14 protein-coding genes are annotated in these 16,780 nt (G+C 59.4%); 6 read left to right on the top strand and 8 right to left on the bottom strand.

What is annotated here, in order from left to right; all coding sequences use genetic code 11:
- Positions 1-15: 15 nt before the first annotated feature.
- From HNQ83_RS07680 to secA, 4 genes are all read right to left on the bottom strand, one after another.
- A complete protein-coding gene (locus HNQ83_RS07680) occupies positions 16-960 on the bottom strand; it encodes a Nudix family hydrolase (protein ID WP_175388398.1) in 945 nt (314 codons plus the stop codon).
- Positions 957-1,589, bottom strand: a complete 633-nt coding sequence (locus HNQ83_RS07675; RefSeq protein ID WP_175388397.1) for a glutathione S-transferase — start codon at positions 1,587-1,589, stop codon at positions 957-959. Before HNQ83_RS07675 ends, HNQ83_RS07680 begins: the two co-directional genes overlap by 4 nt.
- Positions 1,590-1,753: 164 nt before the next feature.
- Positions 1,754-2,971, bottom strand: a complete 1,218-nt coding sequence (gene argJ, locus HNQ83_RS07670) for a bifunctional glutamate N-acetyltransferase/amino-acid acetyltransferase ArgJ (RefSeq protein ID WP_175388396.1) — start codon at positions 2,969-2,971, stop codon at positions 1,754-1,756.
- A 121-nt stretch (positions 2,972-3,092) separates the two neighbouring features.
- Positions 3,093-5,828: a preprotein translocase subunit SecA gene (gene secA, locus HNQ83_RS07665; protein WP_175388395.1), complete on the bottom strand. Its 2,736-nt coding sequence runs from the start codon at positions 5,826-5,828 to the stop codon at positions 3,093-3,095.
- A 307-nt stretch (positions 5,829-6,135) separates the two neighbouring features.
- On the opposite strand from secA, the gene HNQ83_RS07660 reads away from it, so the two are divergent.
- A complete protein-coding gene (locus HNQ83_RS07660; RefSeq protein WP_175388394.1) occupies positions 6,136-6,591 on the top strand; it encodes a DUF721 domain-containing protein in 456 nt (151 codons plus the stop codon).
- A gap of 121 nt (positions 6,592-6,712) precedes the next feature.
- Here HNQ83_RS07660 and HNQ83_RS07655 read toward each other — a convergent pair whose 3' ends face one another.
- Positions 6,713-8,200: a helicase HerA-like domain-containing protein gene (locus HNQ83_RS07655; RefSeq protein WP_175388393.1), complete on the bottom strand. Its 1,488-nt coding sequence runs from the start codon at positions 8,198-8,200 to the stop codon at positions 6,713-6,715.
- A gap of 181 nt (positions 8,201-8,381) precedes the next feature.
- On the opposite strand from HNQ83_RS07655, the gene HNQ83_RS07650 reads away from it, so the two are divergent.
- The 4 genes from HNQ83_RS07650 (at position 8,382) to HNQ83_RS07635 (ending at position 13,352) form a co-directional block, all read left to right on the top strand.
- On the top strand, positions 8,382-10,271 hold the full coding sequence (locus HNQ83_RS07650) for a methyl-accepting chemotaxis protein (RefSeq protein ID WP_175388392.1): 1,890 nt from the start codon (positions 8,382-8,384) through the stop codon (positions 10,269-10,271).
- Between the two features lie 198 nt (positions 10,272-10,469).
- Positions 10,470-11,591, top strand: a complete 1,122-nt coding sequence (locus HNQ83_RS07645; protein WP_175388391.1) for a glycosyltransferase family 1 protein — start codon at positions 10,470-10,472, stop codon at positions 11,589-11,591.
- Between the two features lie 4 nt (positions 11,592-11,595).
- Entirely contained in the window at positions 11,596-12,360 is a 765-nt protein-coding gene (locus tag HNQ83_RS07640; RefSeq protein WP_372241881.1) for a DUF2334 domain-containing protein, read from the top strand.
- Positions 12,357-13,352, top strand: coding sequence for a lysylphosphatidylglycerol synthase transmembrane domain-containing protein (locus HNQ83_RS07635; RefSeq protein ID WP_175388389.1), 996 nt, complete (start codon positions 12,357-12,359; stop codon positions 13,350-13,352). The genes HNQ83_RS07640 and HNQ83_RS07635 overlap by 4 nt, the downstream gene beginning before the upstream one ends.
- Here HNQ83_RS07635 and HNQ83_RS07630 read toward each other — a convergent pair.
- Together HNQ83_RS07630 and purU are read right to left on the bottom strand one after the other, a co-directional pair.
- A complete protein-coding gene (locus HNQ83_RS07630) occupies positions 13,339-13,515 on the bottom strand; it encodes a hypothetical protein (RefSeq protein WP_175388388.1) in 177 nt (58 codons plus the stop codon). The two genes, HNQ83_RS07635 and HNQ83_RS07630, sit on opposite strands and share 14 nt — an antisense overlap.
- An 85-nt stretch (positions 13,516-13,600) precedes the next feature.
- Entirely contained in the window at positions 13,601-14,449 is an 849-nt protein-coding gene (purU, locus tag HNQ83_RS07625; protein WP_175388387.1) for a formyltetrahydrofolate deformylase, read from the bottom strand.
- A 339-nt stretch (positions 14,450-14,788) separates the two neighbouring features.
- Between purU and mvaT the strand changes: the two genes are divergently transcribed.
- Positions 14,789-15,166, top strand: coding sequence for a histone-like nucleoid-structuring protein MvaT (mvaT, locus tag HNQ83_RS07620; RefSeq protein ID WP_007933316.1), 378 nt, complete (start codon positions 14,789-14,791; stop codon positions 15,164-15,166).
- A 100-nt stretch (positions 15,167-15,266) separates the two neighbouring features.
- Here the strand turns inward: mvaT and sbcB are convergent, their stop codons facing one another.
- The gene (gene sbcB, locus HNQ83_RS07615) at positions 15,267-16,697 is read right to left on the bottom strand and encodes an exodeoxyribonuclease I (RefSeq protein ID WP_175388386.1); all 1,431 of its coding nucleotides are present in this window, start codon (positions 16,695-16,697) and stop codon (positions 15,267-15,269) included.
- Between the last annotated feature and the right edge of the window lie 83 nt (positions 16,698-16,780).

Raw genomic sequence — 16,780 nt, 5'->3', positions numbered from 1 at the left:
AGCCTTACTGAAACGTCAGTCCTCAGGCCAGAACGCCCGAATCCCCGCTACCCCCTGGGCACCCGCCGCCCAAGCCTTCTGTACCTCCGCCGGGCCTACGCCTCCGAGCAGAAACACCGGCTTGCTGAAGCCTTCGATCAAGCTTGAGGCCTGCTCCCAACCCAATGGCTGAACATCCGGATGCGTCAGGGTCGGCTGCACGGGCGACAAGGTCACGAAGTCCACCCCCATCTCTTCGGCCAACGCCAACTCTTCAGCGTTATGGCAGGACGCCGCCAACCAGCGCGACGCGGGCAACGGTCGACCCGCGGCCGCATACTTGCGCAATTGTGCCGAAGTGATGTGCCAACCTGCGGAGGGGAAGTCCCCGAGCCACTCGAAAGGCCCCTTGATCATCAACTGCGCCTTGCCGGCACACAGACCCACAGCATCCACCGCCAGATCGCGATACTTCGGGTCGTAACCGTTCGGCGCACGCAGCTGGATCAGCTTGATACCTCCAGCGATGGCTTTCTGGATGCCCCGCAGAAGCTCAGGGGTTTCCAGGTCTTCCGGGGTGATCAGGTACTGCTCGGGCAACCGGGCGGCGGCGACGATTGGCCGGTTAGCCTCGGGGAACTCGTAACCCGACAGCTCACGCGCCGATACCCAGGCCAGTGGCTGACCTTCGGCGCCGTGCGGCTCGCCGGTGAACGCCGAGACTTCCCAGACATCCAGCAACACCTGCTTGTCCGGATAATCATGACGGACCTTGATCAATGGGCGCGCTGCGCTGACCACAATGCCCAACTCTTCCTTCAGTTCACGGGCCAGCGCGGTTTCGACCGATTCGTCGGCCTCGACCTTGCCACCCGGAAACTCCCACAGGCCACCCTGGTGCTGAGTATCGGCACGGCGGGCAATCAGGATTTTGCCGCTACCGTCACGGATAACGGCAGCGGCTACGTGTACTCGTTTCACCGCTCGATTTCCTCCAGTCCGGCCTTCTGCCAAGCCTTGAACGCTGGCCATTGGTAGACGGCTTCAACATAGGCTTCGTCGACTGCCGACAACTTCACCTGATAGGTGCGCAGGCGCACGGCGATGGGTGCGAAAAATACGTCGGCCAGCGTTAAACGCCCGAACAGATACGGACCGGTTTCGGTGGCTGCGGCACGGCACTCGGCCCACAACGCTGACATACGCTCGATATCGGCCTGAACATCAGCCGGCACTGGCGCCAGCGGCGCGTCATGGCTCAGGTCGAACGGCATATTGCCGCGCATGGCAAAAAAACCACTGTGCATCTGTGCGCACGCCGAACGCGCCTGGGCACGGGCGGCGGTGTCTTTGGGCCACAGGGCCGCATCGGGGAATTGTTCCGCCAGGTATTCGGCAATCGCCAGGGAGTCGGCGATGGTGCCGTGTTCGGTCTTCAGCAGTGGGACTTTGCCGGTCGGCGAATGCTTGAGCAGGCGCTCACGGGTGTCCGGCTGGTTCAGCTTGATAAGCTCTTCGGTATAGGCAGCGCCGGCCAGATCGAGGGCCAGGGCACCGCGCAGGGACCAGGAGGAAAGCAGTTTGTCGCCGATGATCAGGTGGAGGCTCATGTTTTTGGTGCCTTCTCGTCAGAGGAACAAGCCAGAATAGCTAGCGTCTGGTCGTCCGCCATCGCGGGCAAGCCCGCTCCCACATTGGTCCTGCCGTACACAAAACTTGTGTCCACTGAAAATCCTGTGGGAGCGGGCTTGCCCGCGATGGGGTCGACGCGATCTTAGGTACGGTACTCGGCGTTGATCTTCACGTATTCATGGGACAGGTCGGTGGTCCAGATGGTTTCGCTGCAATCGCCACGACCCAACTCAATACGGATGGTGATTTCTTCCTGCTGCATCACCGCCGCGCCCTGGGCTTCGGTGTAGGTCGAGGCGCGGGCGCCACGGCTGGCGATGCACACTTCGCCGAGGAACACGTCAATCTTGCTCACGTCCAGGTTCGGTACGCCGGCACGGCCGACGGCGGCCAGGATGCGGCCCCAGTTCGGATCGGAGGCGAACAGTGCGGTCTTGATCAGCGGCGAGTGAGCCACGGTGTAGCCGACGTCCAGGCATTCCTGGTGATTGCCGCCGCCGTTGACTTCCACGGTCACGAACTTGGTTGCGCCTTCACCGTCGCGAACGATGGCCTGGGCCACGTCCATGCACACTTCGAACACCGCTTGCTTGAGTTTGGCGAACAGCTCGCCTTCGGCGCGGGTGATTTCCGGCAGCGCGGCCTGACCGGTAGCGATCAGCATGCAGCAGTCGTTGGTCGAGGTATCGCCATCGATAGTGATGCGGTTGAACGACTTGTTCGCGCCGTCCAGCATCAGATTTTGCAGCACCTCGCGGGAGACTTTGGCGTCAGTGGCGATGTAGCCGAGCATGGTGGCCATGTTCGGGCGAATCATGCCTGCACCTTTGCTGATGCCGGTGACGGTGATGGTCACGCCATCATGCTGGAACTGGCGACTGGCACCCTTGGGCAGGGTATCGGTGGTCATGATGCCGGTGGCGGCGGCTTCCCAGTTGTTGACCGACAGATCGTCGAGGGCCGCTTGCAACGCACCTTCGATTTTTTCCACTGGCAGCGGCTCGCCAATCACACCGGTGGAGTACGGCAGCACCTGGTTCGCATCGACACCCGTCAGCTCTGCAAGCTTGGCGCAGGTGCGCTCGGCGGCGGCCAGACCGGGTTCACCGGTACCGGCGTTGGCATTGCCGGTGTTGGTCAGCAGGTAGCGCACCGTCCCCTGCACACGTTGCTTGGCCAGGATCACCGGCGCTGCGCAAAAGGCGTTCAGGGTGAACACGCCAGCGACCGTGGAGCCTTCGGCACAACGCATGACCACGACATCCTTGCGCCCCGGGCGCTTGATACCAGCCGAGGCAATACCGAGTTCAAAACCGGCAACCGGGTGCAACGTTGGCAAAGGACCAAGACCAACAGCCATGAATGAGCTCCTCACTTAATGATGTCTGCACCGCTTCTGGAAGTGCGGTGGTGTAAATGGCAAAACGCCGCGACGGCATAAGCCGGTCGCGGCGCGGGTATTTCAGCGTATGAAACGGGTTTTACTGGATCTGCCCGTGGCAATGCTTGAATTTCTTGCCCGAACCGCAGTAGCACAGCTCGTTACGGCCCAGCTTCTGCTCGTTGCGAACCGGTGCGGTGGCAAGGGCAACATCGACCTCTTCACCCAACACTTCCGGCTGCTCCAGGCCTGGCGCTTCTTCATGCAGGAACTGCATGCGCGCTGCCAGTGCTTCGGCTTCCTGACGCAGACGGGCTTCTTCTTCGGCCGGATCTTCGCGACGAACCTGAACGTGCGACAGCACACGGATCGAGTCGCGCTTGATCGAATCGAGCAGTTCGGAGAACAGCGTGAACGACTCGCGCTTGTACTCCTGCTTCGGGTTCTTCTGGGCGTAGCCACGCAGGTGGATACCGTGACGCAGGTGGTCCATGGTCGACAGATGGTCTTTCCACAGGTCGTCCAGAACACGCAGAACGATCTGTTTCTCGAAGGTGCGCAGCGCTTCGGCGCCCGCCTGGTCTTCCTTCTCGTTGTAGGCCGCCATGAGTTCCTGCATCAGTTTCTCGCGCAGGGTTTCCTCGTACAGGTGATCGTCTTCGTCGAGCCATTGCTGGATCGGCAGCGCCACACCGAAGTCGCTCTGCAACGCGGCTTCCAGACCGGCCACGTCCCACTGCTCAGGCAGCGATTGCGGCGGAATGTGCGCGCTGACGGTCGCGTTGAGCACGTCCTGACGGAAGTCGGCGATGGTTTCACCGATGTTGTCAGCGGCCAGCAACGTATTACGCATGTGATAGATCACTTTACGCTGTTCGTTGTTGACGTCGTCGAACTCGAGCAGTTGCTTACGGATGTCGAAGTTGCGACCTTCAACCTTGCGCTGGGCCTTTTCGATGGCGTTGGTCACCATACGGTGCTCGATTGCTTCGCCAGGCTGCATGCCCAGGGCCTTCATGAAGTTCTTCACCCGGTCAGAGGCGAAGATGCGCATCAGGCTGTCTTCCAGCGACAGGTAGAAACGGCTGGAACCGGCGTCACCCTGGCGACCGGCACGGCCACGCAACTGGTTGTCGATACGACGGGATTCGTGACGCTCGGAAGCGATCACCTGCAAGCCGCCCGACTCGAGCACTTGCTGGTGACGTTTCTGCCAGTCGGCCTTGATCTGGGCGATCTGCTCAGGCGTCGGGTTCTCCAGCGAAGCCACTTCCACTTCCCAGTTGCCGCCCAACAGGATGTCGGTACCACGACCGGCCATGTTGGTGGCGATGGTCAGCGCACCCGGACGACCGGCCTGAGCGATGATCTCGGCTTCCTTTTCGTGGAACTTGGCGTTCAGAACCTTGTGTTCGATGCCTTCTTTCACGAGCAGATTGGACATGTGCTCGGAAGTTTCGATGGTTGCCGTACCGACCAGTACTGGACGGCCAGCGGCCATGCTTTCCTTGATGTCATTGACGATCGCCGCGTATTTCTCTTCGGCAGTCAGGAACACCAGGTCGTTATAGTCTTTACGCGCCAACGGTTTGTTGGTCGGGATGACGATAACCGGCAGGCCATAGATCTGATGGAATTCGAACGCCTCGGTGTCAGCCGTACCGGTCATGCCGGACAGTTTTTCGTACAGACGGAAGTAGTTCTGGAACGTGGTCGATGCCAGGGTCTGGCTTTCGGCCTGGATGTTCAGGTGTTCCTTGGCCTCGATGGCCTGGTGCAGGCCTTCGGACAAACGACGGCCCGGCATGGTACGACCGGTGTGTTCGTCGACCAGCACGACCTGACCGTCCTGCACGATGTATTCGACGTTGCGATGGAACAGCTTGTGCGCACGCAGGCCGGCATACACGTGAGTCAGCAGGCTCAGGTTGTGCGCCGAGTACAGGCTCTCGCCTTCAGCCAGGAGACCGAGACGGGTCAGCGCGTCTTCGACGAACTGGTGACCGGCTTCGTTGAGTTCGACCTGGCGGCTCTTCTCGTCGACGGTGTAATGGCCAGCCTTGGTGACTTCGCCTTCGACTTCTTCGACGTGCAGCTCCAGCTGCGGGATCAGTTTGTTGATCTCCATGTACAGCTTGGAACTGTCCTCGGCCTGACCGGAGATGATCAGCGGTGTACGGGCTTCGTCGATGAGGATGGAGTCGACTTCGTCGATCACGGCAAAATTGAGTTCGCGCTGGAATTTCTCTTCCATGCTGAACGCCATGTTGTCGCGCAGGTAGTCGAAACCGAATTCGTTGTTGGTGCCGTAGGTGATGTCGGCGGCGTAGGCAGCACGCTTCTCTTCCGGCGGCTGGAACGGCGTGACCACGCCGACCGTCAGGCCGAGGAATTCGTAGAGCGGGCGCATCCAGTTGGCGTCACGACGAGCCAGGTAGTCGTTCACCGTGACCACGTGCACGCCCTTGCCGGACAACGCGTTGAGGTATACGCCGAGTGTTCCCACCAGGGTCTTGCCTTCACCGGTGCGCATTTCGGCAATCCGGCCTTCATGCAAGGTCATGCCACCGATCAGCTGAACATCGAAGTGGCGCATGCCCATGACACGCTTGCCGGCTTCGCGGGCGACCGCAAAGGCTTCCGGCAACAGCTTGTCCAGGCTTTCCCCTTTGGCGATGCGGGCCTTGAACTCATCCGTCTTGGCACGCAATTGATCGTCCGAAAGGGCCACCATTTGCTCTTCGAAGGCATTGACGAGTTGCACCGTCTTGAGCATGCGTTTGACTTCACGCTCGTTCTTGCTTCCAAAAAGTTTCTTTAACAAAGGCGCAAACATATCGGCAGGATCTTCCACACTAAAGGGATGGAGGGCGGCCCCGTGAGTCGCCCGTGCAGCCCTCATGGCCGCATGCGAACGAGCATTCTACCCGGAAACGATGGTGAGGAAAGTGGCGTTATTCCACGATGCTGGCACAGCGCTGTGACGGGGCTCACTTTAAATAGGGGCAAATGGTTGAACTTCAAGCCGTACGAGGCAGAAGTCATGGGTTGATTTAATGGGTAAATCGCGCGCAAAGCAATGGGTCGGGTGCATGCGGCGCTTTCTGCTAACATGGCGGCTCTGTTACTTCAGGTGTCTGATCATGGCATTTCGCCCTCTTACGGCCAGAGCACCCGCCGTCCTGCTTCGCGAAGCCAAGCCGCTCAAAGCCATTCTTGGCCACGCCCAACGCCTGGGCCATCTGCAACGCCTGCTGGAAAGCCAACTGCAACCCGCCGCTCGCGAACACTGCCATGTGGCATCGTGGCGCGAAGGCAGTTTATTACTGATTGTCACCGACGGTCATTGGGCCACCCGCCTGCGCTACCAGCAAAAGCGCCTGCAACGGCAACTGCAGATGTTTGACGAGTTCGCCAATCTCACGCGAATCCTGTTCAAAGTTCAGCCACCCACCATTCAACAGGGTGCGGCCGGACACACCATGGATTTGTCCAACGATGCGGCGGCGACCATTCAGGCAACGGCCGACGGCATTACCGATCCGAACCTGCGGGCGGCGCTGGAGCGGCTGGCGGCGCATGCCAGGCCCAAAGCGTGAAGAAGTACCTGTGGGAGCGAGCCTGCTCGCGAAAGCGGTGTATCAGTCAACCCATGCGGTGAATGCCAGACCGCTTTCGCGAGCAGGCTCGCTCCCACTGTTTTTACTGTGCCCGCTCAGGTTAGCGGCGCTTGCTGCCACCGAGTAGAGACCCCATCAACCCGCGCACCAACTGCCGTCCTAACTGATTGGCCGCCTGTCGCATTGCGGATTTCAACGCCTGCCCCGCCGCCGTGCCGAGGAACTCCCCGGCCTGTTCAGTAAAACTCGGTTCTTCCGCCGCCGGCTTGCCGGGCGCCGCTTCGGGTTCCGGCGCCAGGCCCTTGCGTCCCATCAGGACTTCGTAGGCCGATTCTCGATCGACCGGCTTGTCATATCGCCCCTTGAACGGTGAACCGGCGATCAGCACCGTTCGCTCATTCTCGGTCAATGGCCCGATCCGCGATTGCGGCGGCGCCACCAGCACCCGCCGGACCATCTCTGGCGTGCCCTTGTCCTGCAAGGTGCCGACCAACGCTTCACCGATACCCAGCTCAGTCAACACCGCCAAGGCGTCGAATGCCGGGTTCGGCCGAAAACCGTCGGCCACTGCCCGCAAGGATTTCTGTTCTTTGGCGGTGAATGCGCGCAGGCCATGCTGGATACGCAACCCAAGCTGCGCCAGCACGTCGTCCGGCAAGTCACCCGGAGATTGCGTGACAAAATACACACCCACGCCTTTCGAGCGGATCAGTCGCACCACTTGTTCCAGGCGGTCCTGCAAGGCCTTGGGCGTGCCGGCGAACAACAAATGCGCTTCATCGAAAAACAGCGCCAGCAGCGGTTTGTCCGCGTCGCCGCGCTCCGGCAATTGCTCGAACAGTTCAGCCAGCAGCCACAGCAGGAAAGTCGCGTAGACCTTCGGCGCTTCATGTACCAGGCGACTGGCATCGAGCAAATGAATGCGCCCGCGGCCGTCGACGGTCGGTTGCAAAATGTCTTCGAGTTGCAGCGCCGGCTCACCGAACAGCGCCTCGGCGCCTTGCTGCTCAAGGGTCGCCAGGCGCCGCAGCAGGGCCTGGCTGGAGCCGGTGGTCATCAACGCCGCATCGTCACCCAACAGCTCCGGGTTGTCCTTGAGGTGATTGAGCAGCGCCTTGAGGTCCTTGAGGTCCAACAGCAACAGACCTTCACGGTCCGCAACCTTGAACGCTGCATACAGTGCCGACTGTTGGCTGTCGCTCAGTTCGAGGAGGCTGCCCAACAGTAAGGGGCCCATTTCGCTCAAGGTCGTGCGCAATGGATGACCGGACTGACCCTGTATGTCCCACAAGGTTACCGGATAGGCCGCCGGCTTGTGGTTCAGCCAGGGCATCCCGGCGATCCGCTCGGCGATCTTGCCCTGAGGGTTACCCGCAGCCCCCAGTCCACACAGGTCACCTTTTATATCGGCGGCGAACACCGCCACGCCGGCATCGCTGAAAGCTTCTGCCATACGCTGCAAGGTGACGGTCTTGCCGGTCCCGGTAGCGCCCGCGATCAAACCGTGACGGTTGGCCAGACGCATGGCCTGGGCGATCGGCTGCCCCGAAAGGTCGGCGCCAATAACGAGTTGCAGTGAGTCAGGCATTTGGTCACCCATGGTTAATCTTTTTCAGGATCGGCCGATAGACATTACGACAGACCAGTCTGACAACCTGGTCGGATATTTCCCTAAGGACAGTCGGAAATTTCAATTTTTACCCATGCCTGCCGCGCGCCCCTATAAAAAGACGCCTTTGGCATATAAGACCTTAGCGGAACCCCAAGCCATGAACAAAAATCTGCGCTTCAGTCATAAGATACTGCTTGCCGCCGCTCTCATCGTAATCGCCACCTTTGCCTCGTTTACCCTGTACAACGATTATCTGCAGCGTAACGCCATTCGCGAAGACCTGGACAACTACCTCAACGAGATGGGCGACGTCACCGCCAACAACATTCAGACCTGGCTGGCCGGGCGTATTCTGCTGATCGAAAACCTCGCGCAAAACATTGCCATCAACCCTGAACAATCCAACGTTGCCGCGCTGCTCGAACAGAAAGCGCTGACATCGACCTTCATGGCGTCCTACCTGGGTGACGCCACCGGGCACTTCACCATCCGCCCGGATGCGAAGATGCCGGACGGTTTCGACCCACGGGTCCGTCCCTGGTACAAGGGCGCGGAAAACAGCAGCACTCCGACCCTGACCGAACCCTACATTGACGCAGCGACCGGTCAAACGATCATTTCCATGGCCACCGCCTCGAAGAAAGCCGGCCAAAGTGTCGGCGTGGTCGGCGGCGACCTGAGCCTGCAAACCCTGATCGACACCCTCAGTGCGCGCGACTTCGACGGCATGGGCTACGCCTTTCTGATCAGCGCCGACGGCAAGATCCTGGTTCACCCGGACAAAACCCTGGTGATGAAATCCCTGACCGAGGCCTACCCGCAAAACACCCCGCGTATCAGCCGCGACTTCAGTGAAGTCGAGGTCGACGGCAAAACCCGCCTCATGACCTTCACGCCCATCAAGGGGCTGCCATCGGTCAACTGGTACATCGGCCTGTCCATCGACAAGGAAAAAGCCTTCTCGATGCTCAGCGAATTCCGTACTTCGGCGGTGGTTGCGACGGTCATTTCCGTTGCCATCATCATCGCCCTGCTGGGGATGCTGATCCGCATCCTGATCCAGCCGCTGCACGTCATGACCCGCGCCATGGCCGACATCGCCGACGGCGAAGGCGACCTGACCAAACGCCTGACCATCGTGAACAACGATGAATTCGGGCTCCTTGGCACTGCGTTCAACCGTTTCGTCGAACGTATTCACGGCTCGATCCGCGAGGTGTGCTCGGCCACCGGGCAGGTCAACGAAGTGGCATTGCGGGTGGTGGCGGCTTCGAACTCATCGATGTTCAACTCTGACCAGCAGGCCTCGCGCACCAACAGCGTGGCGGCGGCGATCAATCAGCTCGGCGCTGCCGCGCAGGAAATCGCACGCAATGCCGCGCAAGCATCGAATCAGGCCAGCGATGCCCGCAGCCTGGCAGAAGATGGCCAGCACGTGGTGGATCGCAGCATTGTTGCGATGAATCAGTTGTCGAGCATGCTCAGCGCGTCCAGCAGCAACATCGAATCGCTCAACAGCAAAACCGTGAACATCGGGCAAATCCTCGAAGTCATCACCAGCATTTCCCAGCAAACCAACCTGCTGGCACTCAACGCCGCCATTGAAGCTGCGCGGGCGGGCGAAGCCGGACGTGGGTTTGCGGTGGTGGCCGATGAAGTGCGTAACCTGGCACACCGTACCCAGGAGTCGGCGCAACAGGTGCAGACCATGATCGAGGAACTGCAGGTCGGCGCCCGCGAATCCGTCACCACCATGACCGACAGCCAACGCCACAGCCAGGACAGCGTGGAAATCGCCAATCTCGCGGGCGAGCGTTTGAGCAGCGTGACCCAGCGCATTGGTGAAATCGACGGCATGAACCAGTCGGTGGCTACGGCGACCGAGGAACAGACCGCCGTGGTGGAATCGATCAACGTCGACATTACCGAAATCAATACGTTGAACCAGGAAGGGGTAGAGAACCTGCAGGCGACACTACGTGCCTGTGCCGACCTTGAGCAGCAGGCGGCGCGCCTTAAGCAATTGGTAGGCAGTTTCCGTATCTAGCGTCTGAACTGCCCTCTTCGCGAGCCGGTTCGCTCCCACAATGATTTGTGCCGTTCACAAATCCCCTGTGGGAGCGAGCCGGCTCGCGAATGCGGCTTGTAAAACGCCGCAAAACCTTCCTGACACCCCACCCGCAAAACTCCAACCGAACATCTATTCTTCATTAAGGTCAACCAAGGAGATTAACGGACCGGAGGGATGTTTATCGTGCATATCGCTGACATCACCATGTTCTACGCCCCTGCCAGCGGTGGCGTTCGCACTTATCTGGATGCCAAGCATCATCGCCTGTGCACAAGGCCGAACATTCGCCACAGTTTGCTGATCCCCGGAGCGATCTTCAGTGAACAGGATGGCATTTACACCGTTCCTGCCCCCGCCCTGCCCTTCGGCAAGGGCTATCGCTTCCCTCTCCGTCTCGCGCCCTGGCGCAATGTCCTTCACGACCTGCAACCCGACCTGATCGAGGTCGGCGACCCTTACCTCACGGCCTGGGCCGCCCTGGATGCGCGCCGGCAACTGGATGTGCCAGTGATTGGCTTTTATCACTCGGATCTACCGCTGCTTGTCAGCAACCGCATGGGCCACTGGGTCACCCCCAATGTCGAGGCATATGTCAGCAAACTCTACGGCAACTTCGACCGGGTGCTGGCACCGAGTCGGGTCATGGCTGACAAACTGACCGGCCTGGGCGTCAGGAACGTTTTCGTGCAGCCACTGGGCGTCGACTTGCAAATGTTTCATCCCGATGCGCGCGATATCGGCCTGCGGGCCGAACTGGGCCTGGACGAAAACACGCACCTGCTGATTTTTGCCGGACGCGGTTCCAAGGAAAAAAACCTGCCGGTCCTGCTCGATTGCATGAGACGCCTGGGCCGACGCTATCACTTGCTGCTGGTGGGCTCGTCGATGCCAGCCGCCGTTCCGGGCAACGTCACCGTCATCGATGAGTTCTGCCCGGCTGCAGAAGTCGCCCGCCTGATGGCCAGTGCCGACGCACTGGTGCATGCCGGTGACCAGGAAACCTTTGGCCTGGTGACCCTCGAAGCCATGGCCTGCGGTATCCCCGTTATAGCCGTGGCAGCCGGTGCCTTCGAGGAAATCATCACCGATCAATGTGGCCTGCTGTGTCCCCCGAATGACTCGTTGGCGATGGCCAACGCCGTTCGCGAGCTCTTCAGTCAGGGCAGCGCGGCCCTCGGCCAAAAAGCCCGACACCACGTCGAGCGGTATTACGCCTGGGATACCGTGGTCAATAGCTTGCTCGGCCACTATCACGCCGTCCTCGGCAATCAATGGCCGCAGGCGGCCAATGGCTGACTCCATGAGTGTGCCCAGCCTGTTACTGGTGCTGCACGATATCGCCCCACAAACCTGGGTCGATTACCAACCCTTTGTCGAGGCGATCGACGCTCTCGGCCATGTGCCGATGACCTTGCTGGTGGTACCGGACTTCCATAAACACAACGATCTGCAAGCTCATCCGGCGTTTCGTCGCCAACTTGCCGCGCGTCTCGATAGGGGCGATGAACTGGCACTTCACGGCTATTACCATTGCGATGACGGACCGATGGCGACTAATCCCCGAGACTGGTTCATGCGCCGGATCTATACCCACGAAGGCGAGTTTTACAGCCTGCCCCGAGAGGCCGCCCTCGCTCGGCTGCGCGCCGGCATTGAAGTGTTCGAACGCTACCAATGGCCGCTGCAGGGCTTTGTCGCTCCGGCCTGGCTGATGAGCGAAGGCACGCGGCAGGCTTTGCGCCAACTTCCCCTGACTTACACCAGCGATGCGCAACACTTCTATCGCTTGCCGGACTTCACGCCGGTCAATGCACCAGGTCTGGTCTGGAGTGCGCGCAGCGCCTGGCGCCGGGGCGTGTCGAAGCTCGTCAGCGATCAGCTCGAACTACGCTGGCGGCAGGCGCCAGTCATACGACTGGGTGTGCACCCGGTGGATATGCGGCATGAATTCTCACGCACCTACTGGCTGCAAACCCTCAAACGCTTGCTCGGGGAGGGCCGGGTGCCTATGACCAAGTCGCACTGGCTGGCACTGCAAGACAAGCGCATGGGGCGCGCGGCATGAGTCGCGGGATTCTGCTGTTGATCGGCCTGCTCGCCGCAGTGCTGATTCCCTGGTTGTTGGGCGGCAGCGAAACCTGGTCGCGATTGAATACCTTTCCACGGAGTTGGTTGCTGGTCATGTTCGGCATGATCCTGCTGTGCTGGGTCGTCAACACCCTGCGCCTGCGTTTGTTGCTGGGGGATCAGCGCGACAAGGTGAGCCCGGTCAAAAGCCTGGGGGTGGTGATGGCCGCCGAATTTGCCTATTGCGCCACCCCTGGCGGCAGCGGTGGACCACTGACCATCATGGCGTTACTGGCGCGCAATGGCGTGCGCCCGGCCAGAGGCAGTGCCGTGTTCGCCATGGATCAGTTGAGCGATCTGTTGTTTTTCCTTTGCGCGTTGAGCGGGATCCTGATTTATGCGCTGTTCCAGCACCTCAGCCAGCGTATGGAATGGCTGCTGATCGTCAGTGCCATTTCGATGTTCGGTGGTCTGGTCTGTTGCGTGGTCGTGGCCCGCTACCACCGCTTGCTGATTCGACTGAGCGGCCGATTGCTCGTGCGCCTCAACGTCCAGCCCACCACCCGCATGCGTTGGGCACGAAAACTCCTGCATTTTCTGGCGGCTTTTACCGACACGCTGAAGTTGCCTTTTCAGACATTGATTACTGTGTTTGCTTTGACCTGCCTGCATTGGATCTTGCGTTACAGCGTGCTGTATCTGGCGTTGCGAGGACTTGGGGCAGACTTGCAGTGGGCCTGGAGCTTTCTGATCCAGATGCTTTCGCTGAGTGCAGGACAATTCAGCCTCTTGCCGGGTGGGGCTGGGGCGGCGGAACTGACGTCGGCGGCGTTACTGGCACCCATGGTAGGAAAATCAACGGCCGCAGCCGCGATCCTGATCTGGCGGGCGGTGACCTATTACTTCTATCTGCTGGTCGGCGGGCCGGTGTTTTTGCTGATGCTCGGACGGCCGCTGCTCAAGAAGCTGATGAAGGTCAAGCAGGCTTAGGGGGACTGTCAGGTTCTTGCTGCAACTGCTCCCACAACTCGGCGGCGCCCGGAAACTCGGTGCCATCTTCCGGACTCATGTCATCGGGGTCGTACCGACTCAAACAACCCTCGCCCAATGTGGCGGGTGCTTTTGAAGTGGCTTTGTCCAGTGGATCGGCCATGTGATTTCCTCAGTGCAGAAACGGCGAAGGGCCTGGAGCGATTGAACGCCCAGGCCCTTCGAATTTCAACCGTGTCGTGTCGGGATCAGAACACCACGGTTTTGTTGCCGTGCACCAGCACCCGGTCTTCCAGGTGATAACGCAGACCACGGGCCAGCACCATCTTCTCGACGTCTCGACCGAAACGCACCATGTCTTCGATGCTGTCACTGTGGCTGACGCGCACCACGTCCTGCTCGATGATCGGACCGGCGTCCAGCTCTTCGGTCACATAGTGGCAGGTCGCACCGATCAGCTTCACACCACGCATGGACGCCTGGTGGTACGGCTTGGCGCCGACGAACGACGGCAGGAAGCTATGGTGAATGTTGATGACCTTATGTGCATATTCGCTGCACAACTCTGGCGGCAGGATCTGCATGTAACGGGCAAGTACGACCACTTCGGCATCGTGCTGTTTGACCAGGCGCGACACTTCGGCGAATGCAGGCTCCTTGTCCTGCGGATTGACGGGCACGTGGTAATACGGAATGCCGTGCCATTCGACCATGCTGCGCAGGTCATCGTGGTTGGAAATCACACAAGTAATTTCACAGTCCAGTTCATCGCTGTGCCAGCGATGCAACAAGTCGGCGAGGCAGTGGGACTCGCGACTGGCCATCAGCACCACGCGCTTTTTCTGCGCGGTATCGGTGATGCGCCAATCCATCGAAAACTCCTCGGCAATCGGCGCAAATGCTTCGCGAAAAGCTTCGATACCGAAAGGCAACGAGTCGGCACGAATTTCGTGACGCATGAAGAACCAGCCACTGAGATTGTCAGAGTGATGGCTCGCTTCAGTGATCCAGCCGTTATGTGACGCCAGAAAGTTACTGACTTTAGCAACGATGCCGACGCGGTCCGGGCAAGAAATCACCAGCCGAAAAGTGCGCATGAGGGGGAAACTCCAGAACTTCGCAAAGGCCGCCATTCTAGCGACTGCGCAGCAAATCTGCAGTATTGATCACCTGATGCCTTGCCCGATGGTCAGCGGCTACGCGGTCTGCCAGCGTCAGAGAACCGCGTCATGGCCGTGTTGTTTGCCATCTTCGTGCATTGAATTGTGAACATCTGTAGCGACGGCTTCGAACTATTTAACGGCTCGCGCAAAGTAGGCCAAATTCGCCGCAATTAAATTAAATAAACGCCGGTTTAATGTTTACTTGATGAAATACCCTGACTATTATTGCCGCACTGTCCCCTGCCATCCTGCTTTCTACATAAGGTAGTAATCATGTCCTTGATCAACGAATATCGCGCCACCGAAGAAGCTATCAAAGAGCTGCAAGCCCGTTTGAAGAACCTGTCCCAAGACGACAAACTGCAAACCGAGCTGGAATTCGAAGGCAAACTGCGCACCCTGATGGGCGAATACTCCAAGTCCCTGCGTGACATCATCGCGTTGCTGGATCCAGAATCCAAAACCAAGGCACCACGCGGCGGCGCAGTAAAAACTACCGGCACCAAGCGTGCTCGCAAAGTTAAACAATACAAAAACCCGCACAATGGCGAAGTCATCGAAACCAAAGGTGGCAACCACAAGACTCTGAAAGAGTGGAAAGCCAAGTGGGGCGGTGACGTGGTTGAAGGCTGGGCTACCCTGCTGGGCTAAGCCGCAGCGCTTGCCGCAGAGACATCTGCGACAAAAAATAACGCCAGCATAACGCTGGCGTTTTTTTATGTCCGGAGTTCAGTCCTGCTCGTTTTCGATTTCAAAGATTCAAACGCTGGCGCAAACCCTGAACATATTCATGCCATTCATCGAGCACCTCTTGCTGAAACGATGTTGCAGTAAGGGCCAATTGGGCTGCGGCCTCTATAAAACTTTCCAGGGTATTGGGGGCTCCCCACTCGGGGAGTGTCAGACGCTTCTGACAGAACATTCGCCAGCGCTCTTGCTCTTCGAAATTCAACGTAGCGGGAAAGTTACGTGCGCGATAACGAAATAACAATTCAGGCAAGCGTTCATCATCGAAAGGCCACTGCCCTTGCGCTAATTGCGCCGGGTCGACCGTCCGGACTTGTTCGCATAGCCGTCGATCGCGGTCACCAATAAAACCATCGTATAACTGTTGTTCCGGGTCCTGGCTGGGGGAAAACTCCTCCCTGGCATAAATCCCCACAACTTTATCTTGCCAAACTTTGGACGTGTCACTTAGCCGCAGCACGCGCTCTCGGTACAGCGCCATGTCCAGCCCAAGGCGCTCCTGATCTTGCGGGCGAAGGACCGCCAGCGGTGCCACCACCGGACACTTGTTGATGTGAATGAGCTTGAGCGGCACCGGCAACTCGCCTTCGGCCAGATCATCGCGACGGGTGTACAGGCGCTGGCGCAAGGTTTCGGCATCCAGGTCAAGCAACCCCTGCGGATCGAGGTGAAGGTCGCAGACTATCAATGCGTTCTTGTTGCGCGGATGCCATGCCAAGGGCAGTACCACGCCGATGTAGTTGCGCGCAGCGGAAAAACGTCCGGACACATGCACCATCGGTTGTAGCAGGCGAATCTGATCCAGCACCTTTTGCTTGCTGCGTAACTGAAACAGCCAGTCATACAACTTCGGCTGCTTTTCCCGGATCAAACGTGCCAGGGCGATGGTCGCGCGAACGTCCGACAGTGCTTCGTGGGCGTTGCCATGATCGATGCCGTTGGCGGCCGTCAAACGTTCGAGCTTGAGCGTCACCCGCCCCTCCTCGTCCGTTGGCCAGACGATCCCGTCAGGGCGCAAGGCATACGCAGCACGCACCACATCGATCAGATCCCAGCGACTGTTACCACCCTGCCATTCCCGCGCGTAGGGGTCGAAAAAGTTGCGGTACAGGCTGTAGCGCGTCATTTCGTCGTCGAAACGCAAGGTGTTGTAACCCGCGCCGCAGGTGCCAGGAGCAGCCAGTTGCGCATGCACACGGGTCATGAAATCGGCTTCGCTCAGGCCTTGCTCGGACAAGCGGCCGGGCGTAATACCGGTGATCGCACAGGCCGCCGGATGCGGCAGGATGTCATCACTGGGCTGGCAATAGAGGTTGACCGGCTCGTCTATTTCATTGAGATCGAAGTCAGTACGCAGCCCCGCCATTTGCAGTGGGCGATCGCAACGGGGATTGATGCCCGTCGTTTCATAGTCGTACCAGAAGATGGAGGTCACGGGCTATTCCTGAACTGGAGATCGGCGAAGTCTAGGCGCTCATGTCCTGCTCCGGCCAGCAATCTTGTCATTCAATCACCCGC

The sequence above is a fragment of the Pseudomonas sp. C2B4 genome, assembly GCF_013359695.1.
Lineage (GTDB): Bacteria > Pseudomonadota > Gammaproteobacteria > Pseudomonadales > Pseudomonadaceae > Aquipseudomonas.
The sequence above is the reverse complement of the archived record's forward strand: the minus strand, read 5'-3'. Positions and strand labels throughout refer to the sequence as shown.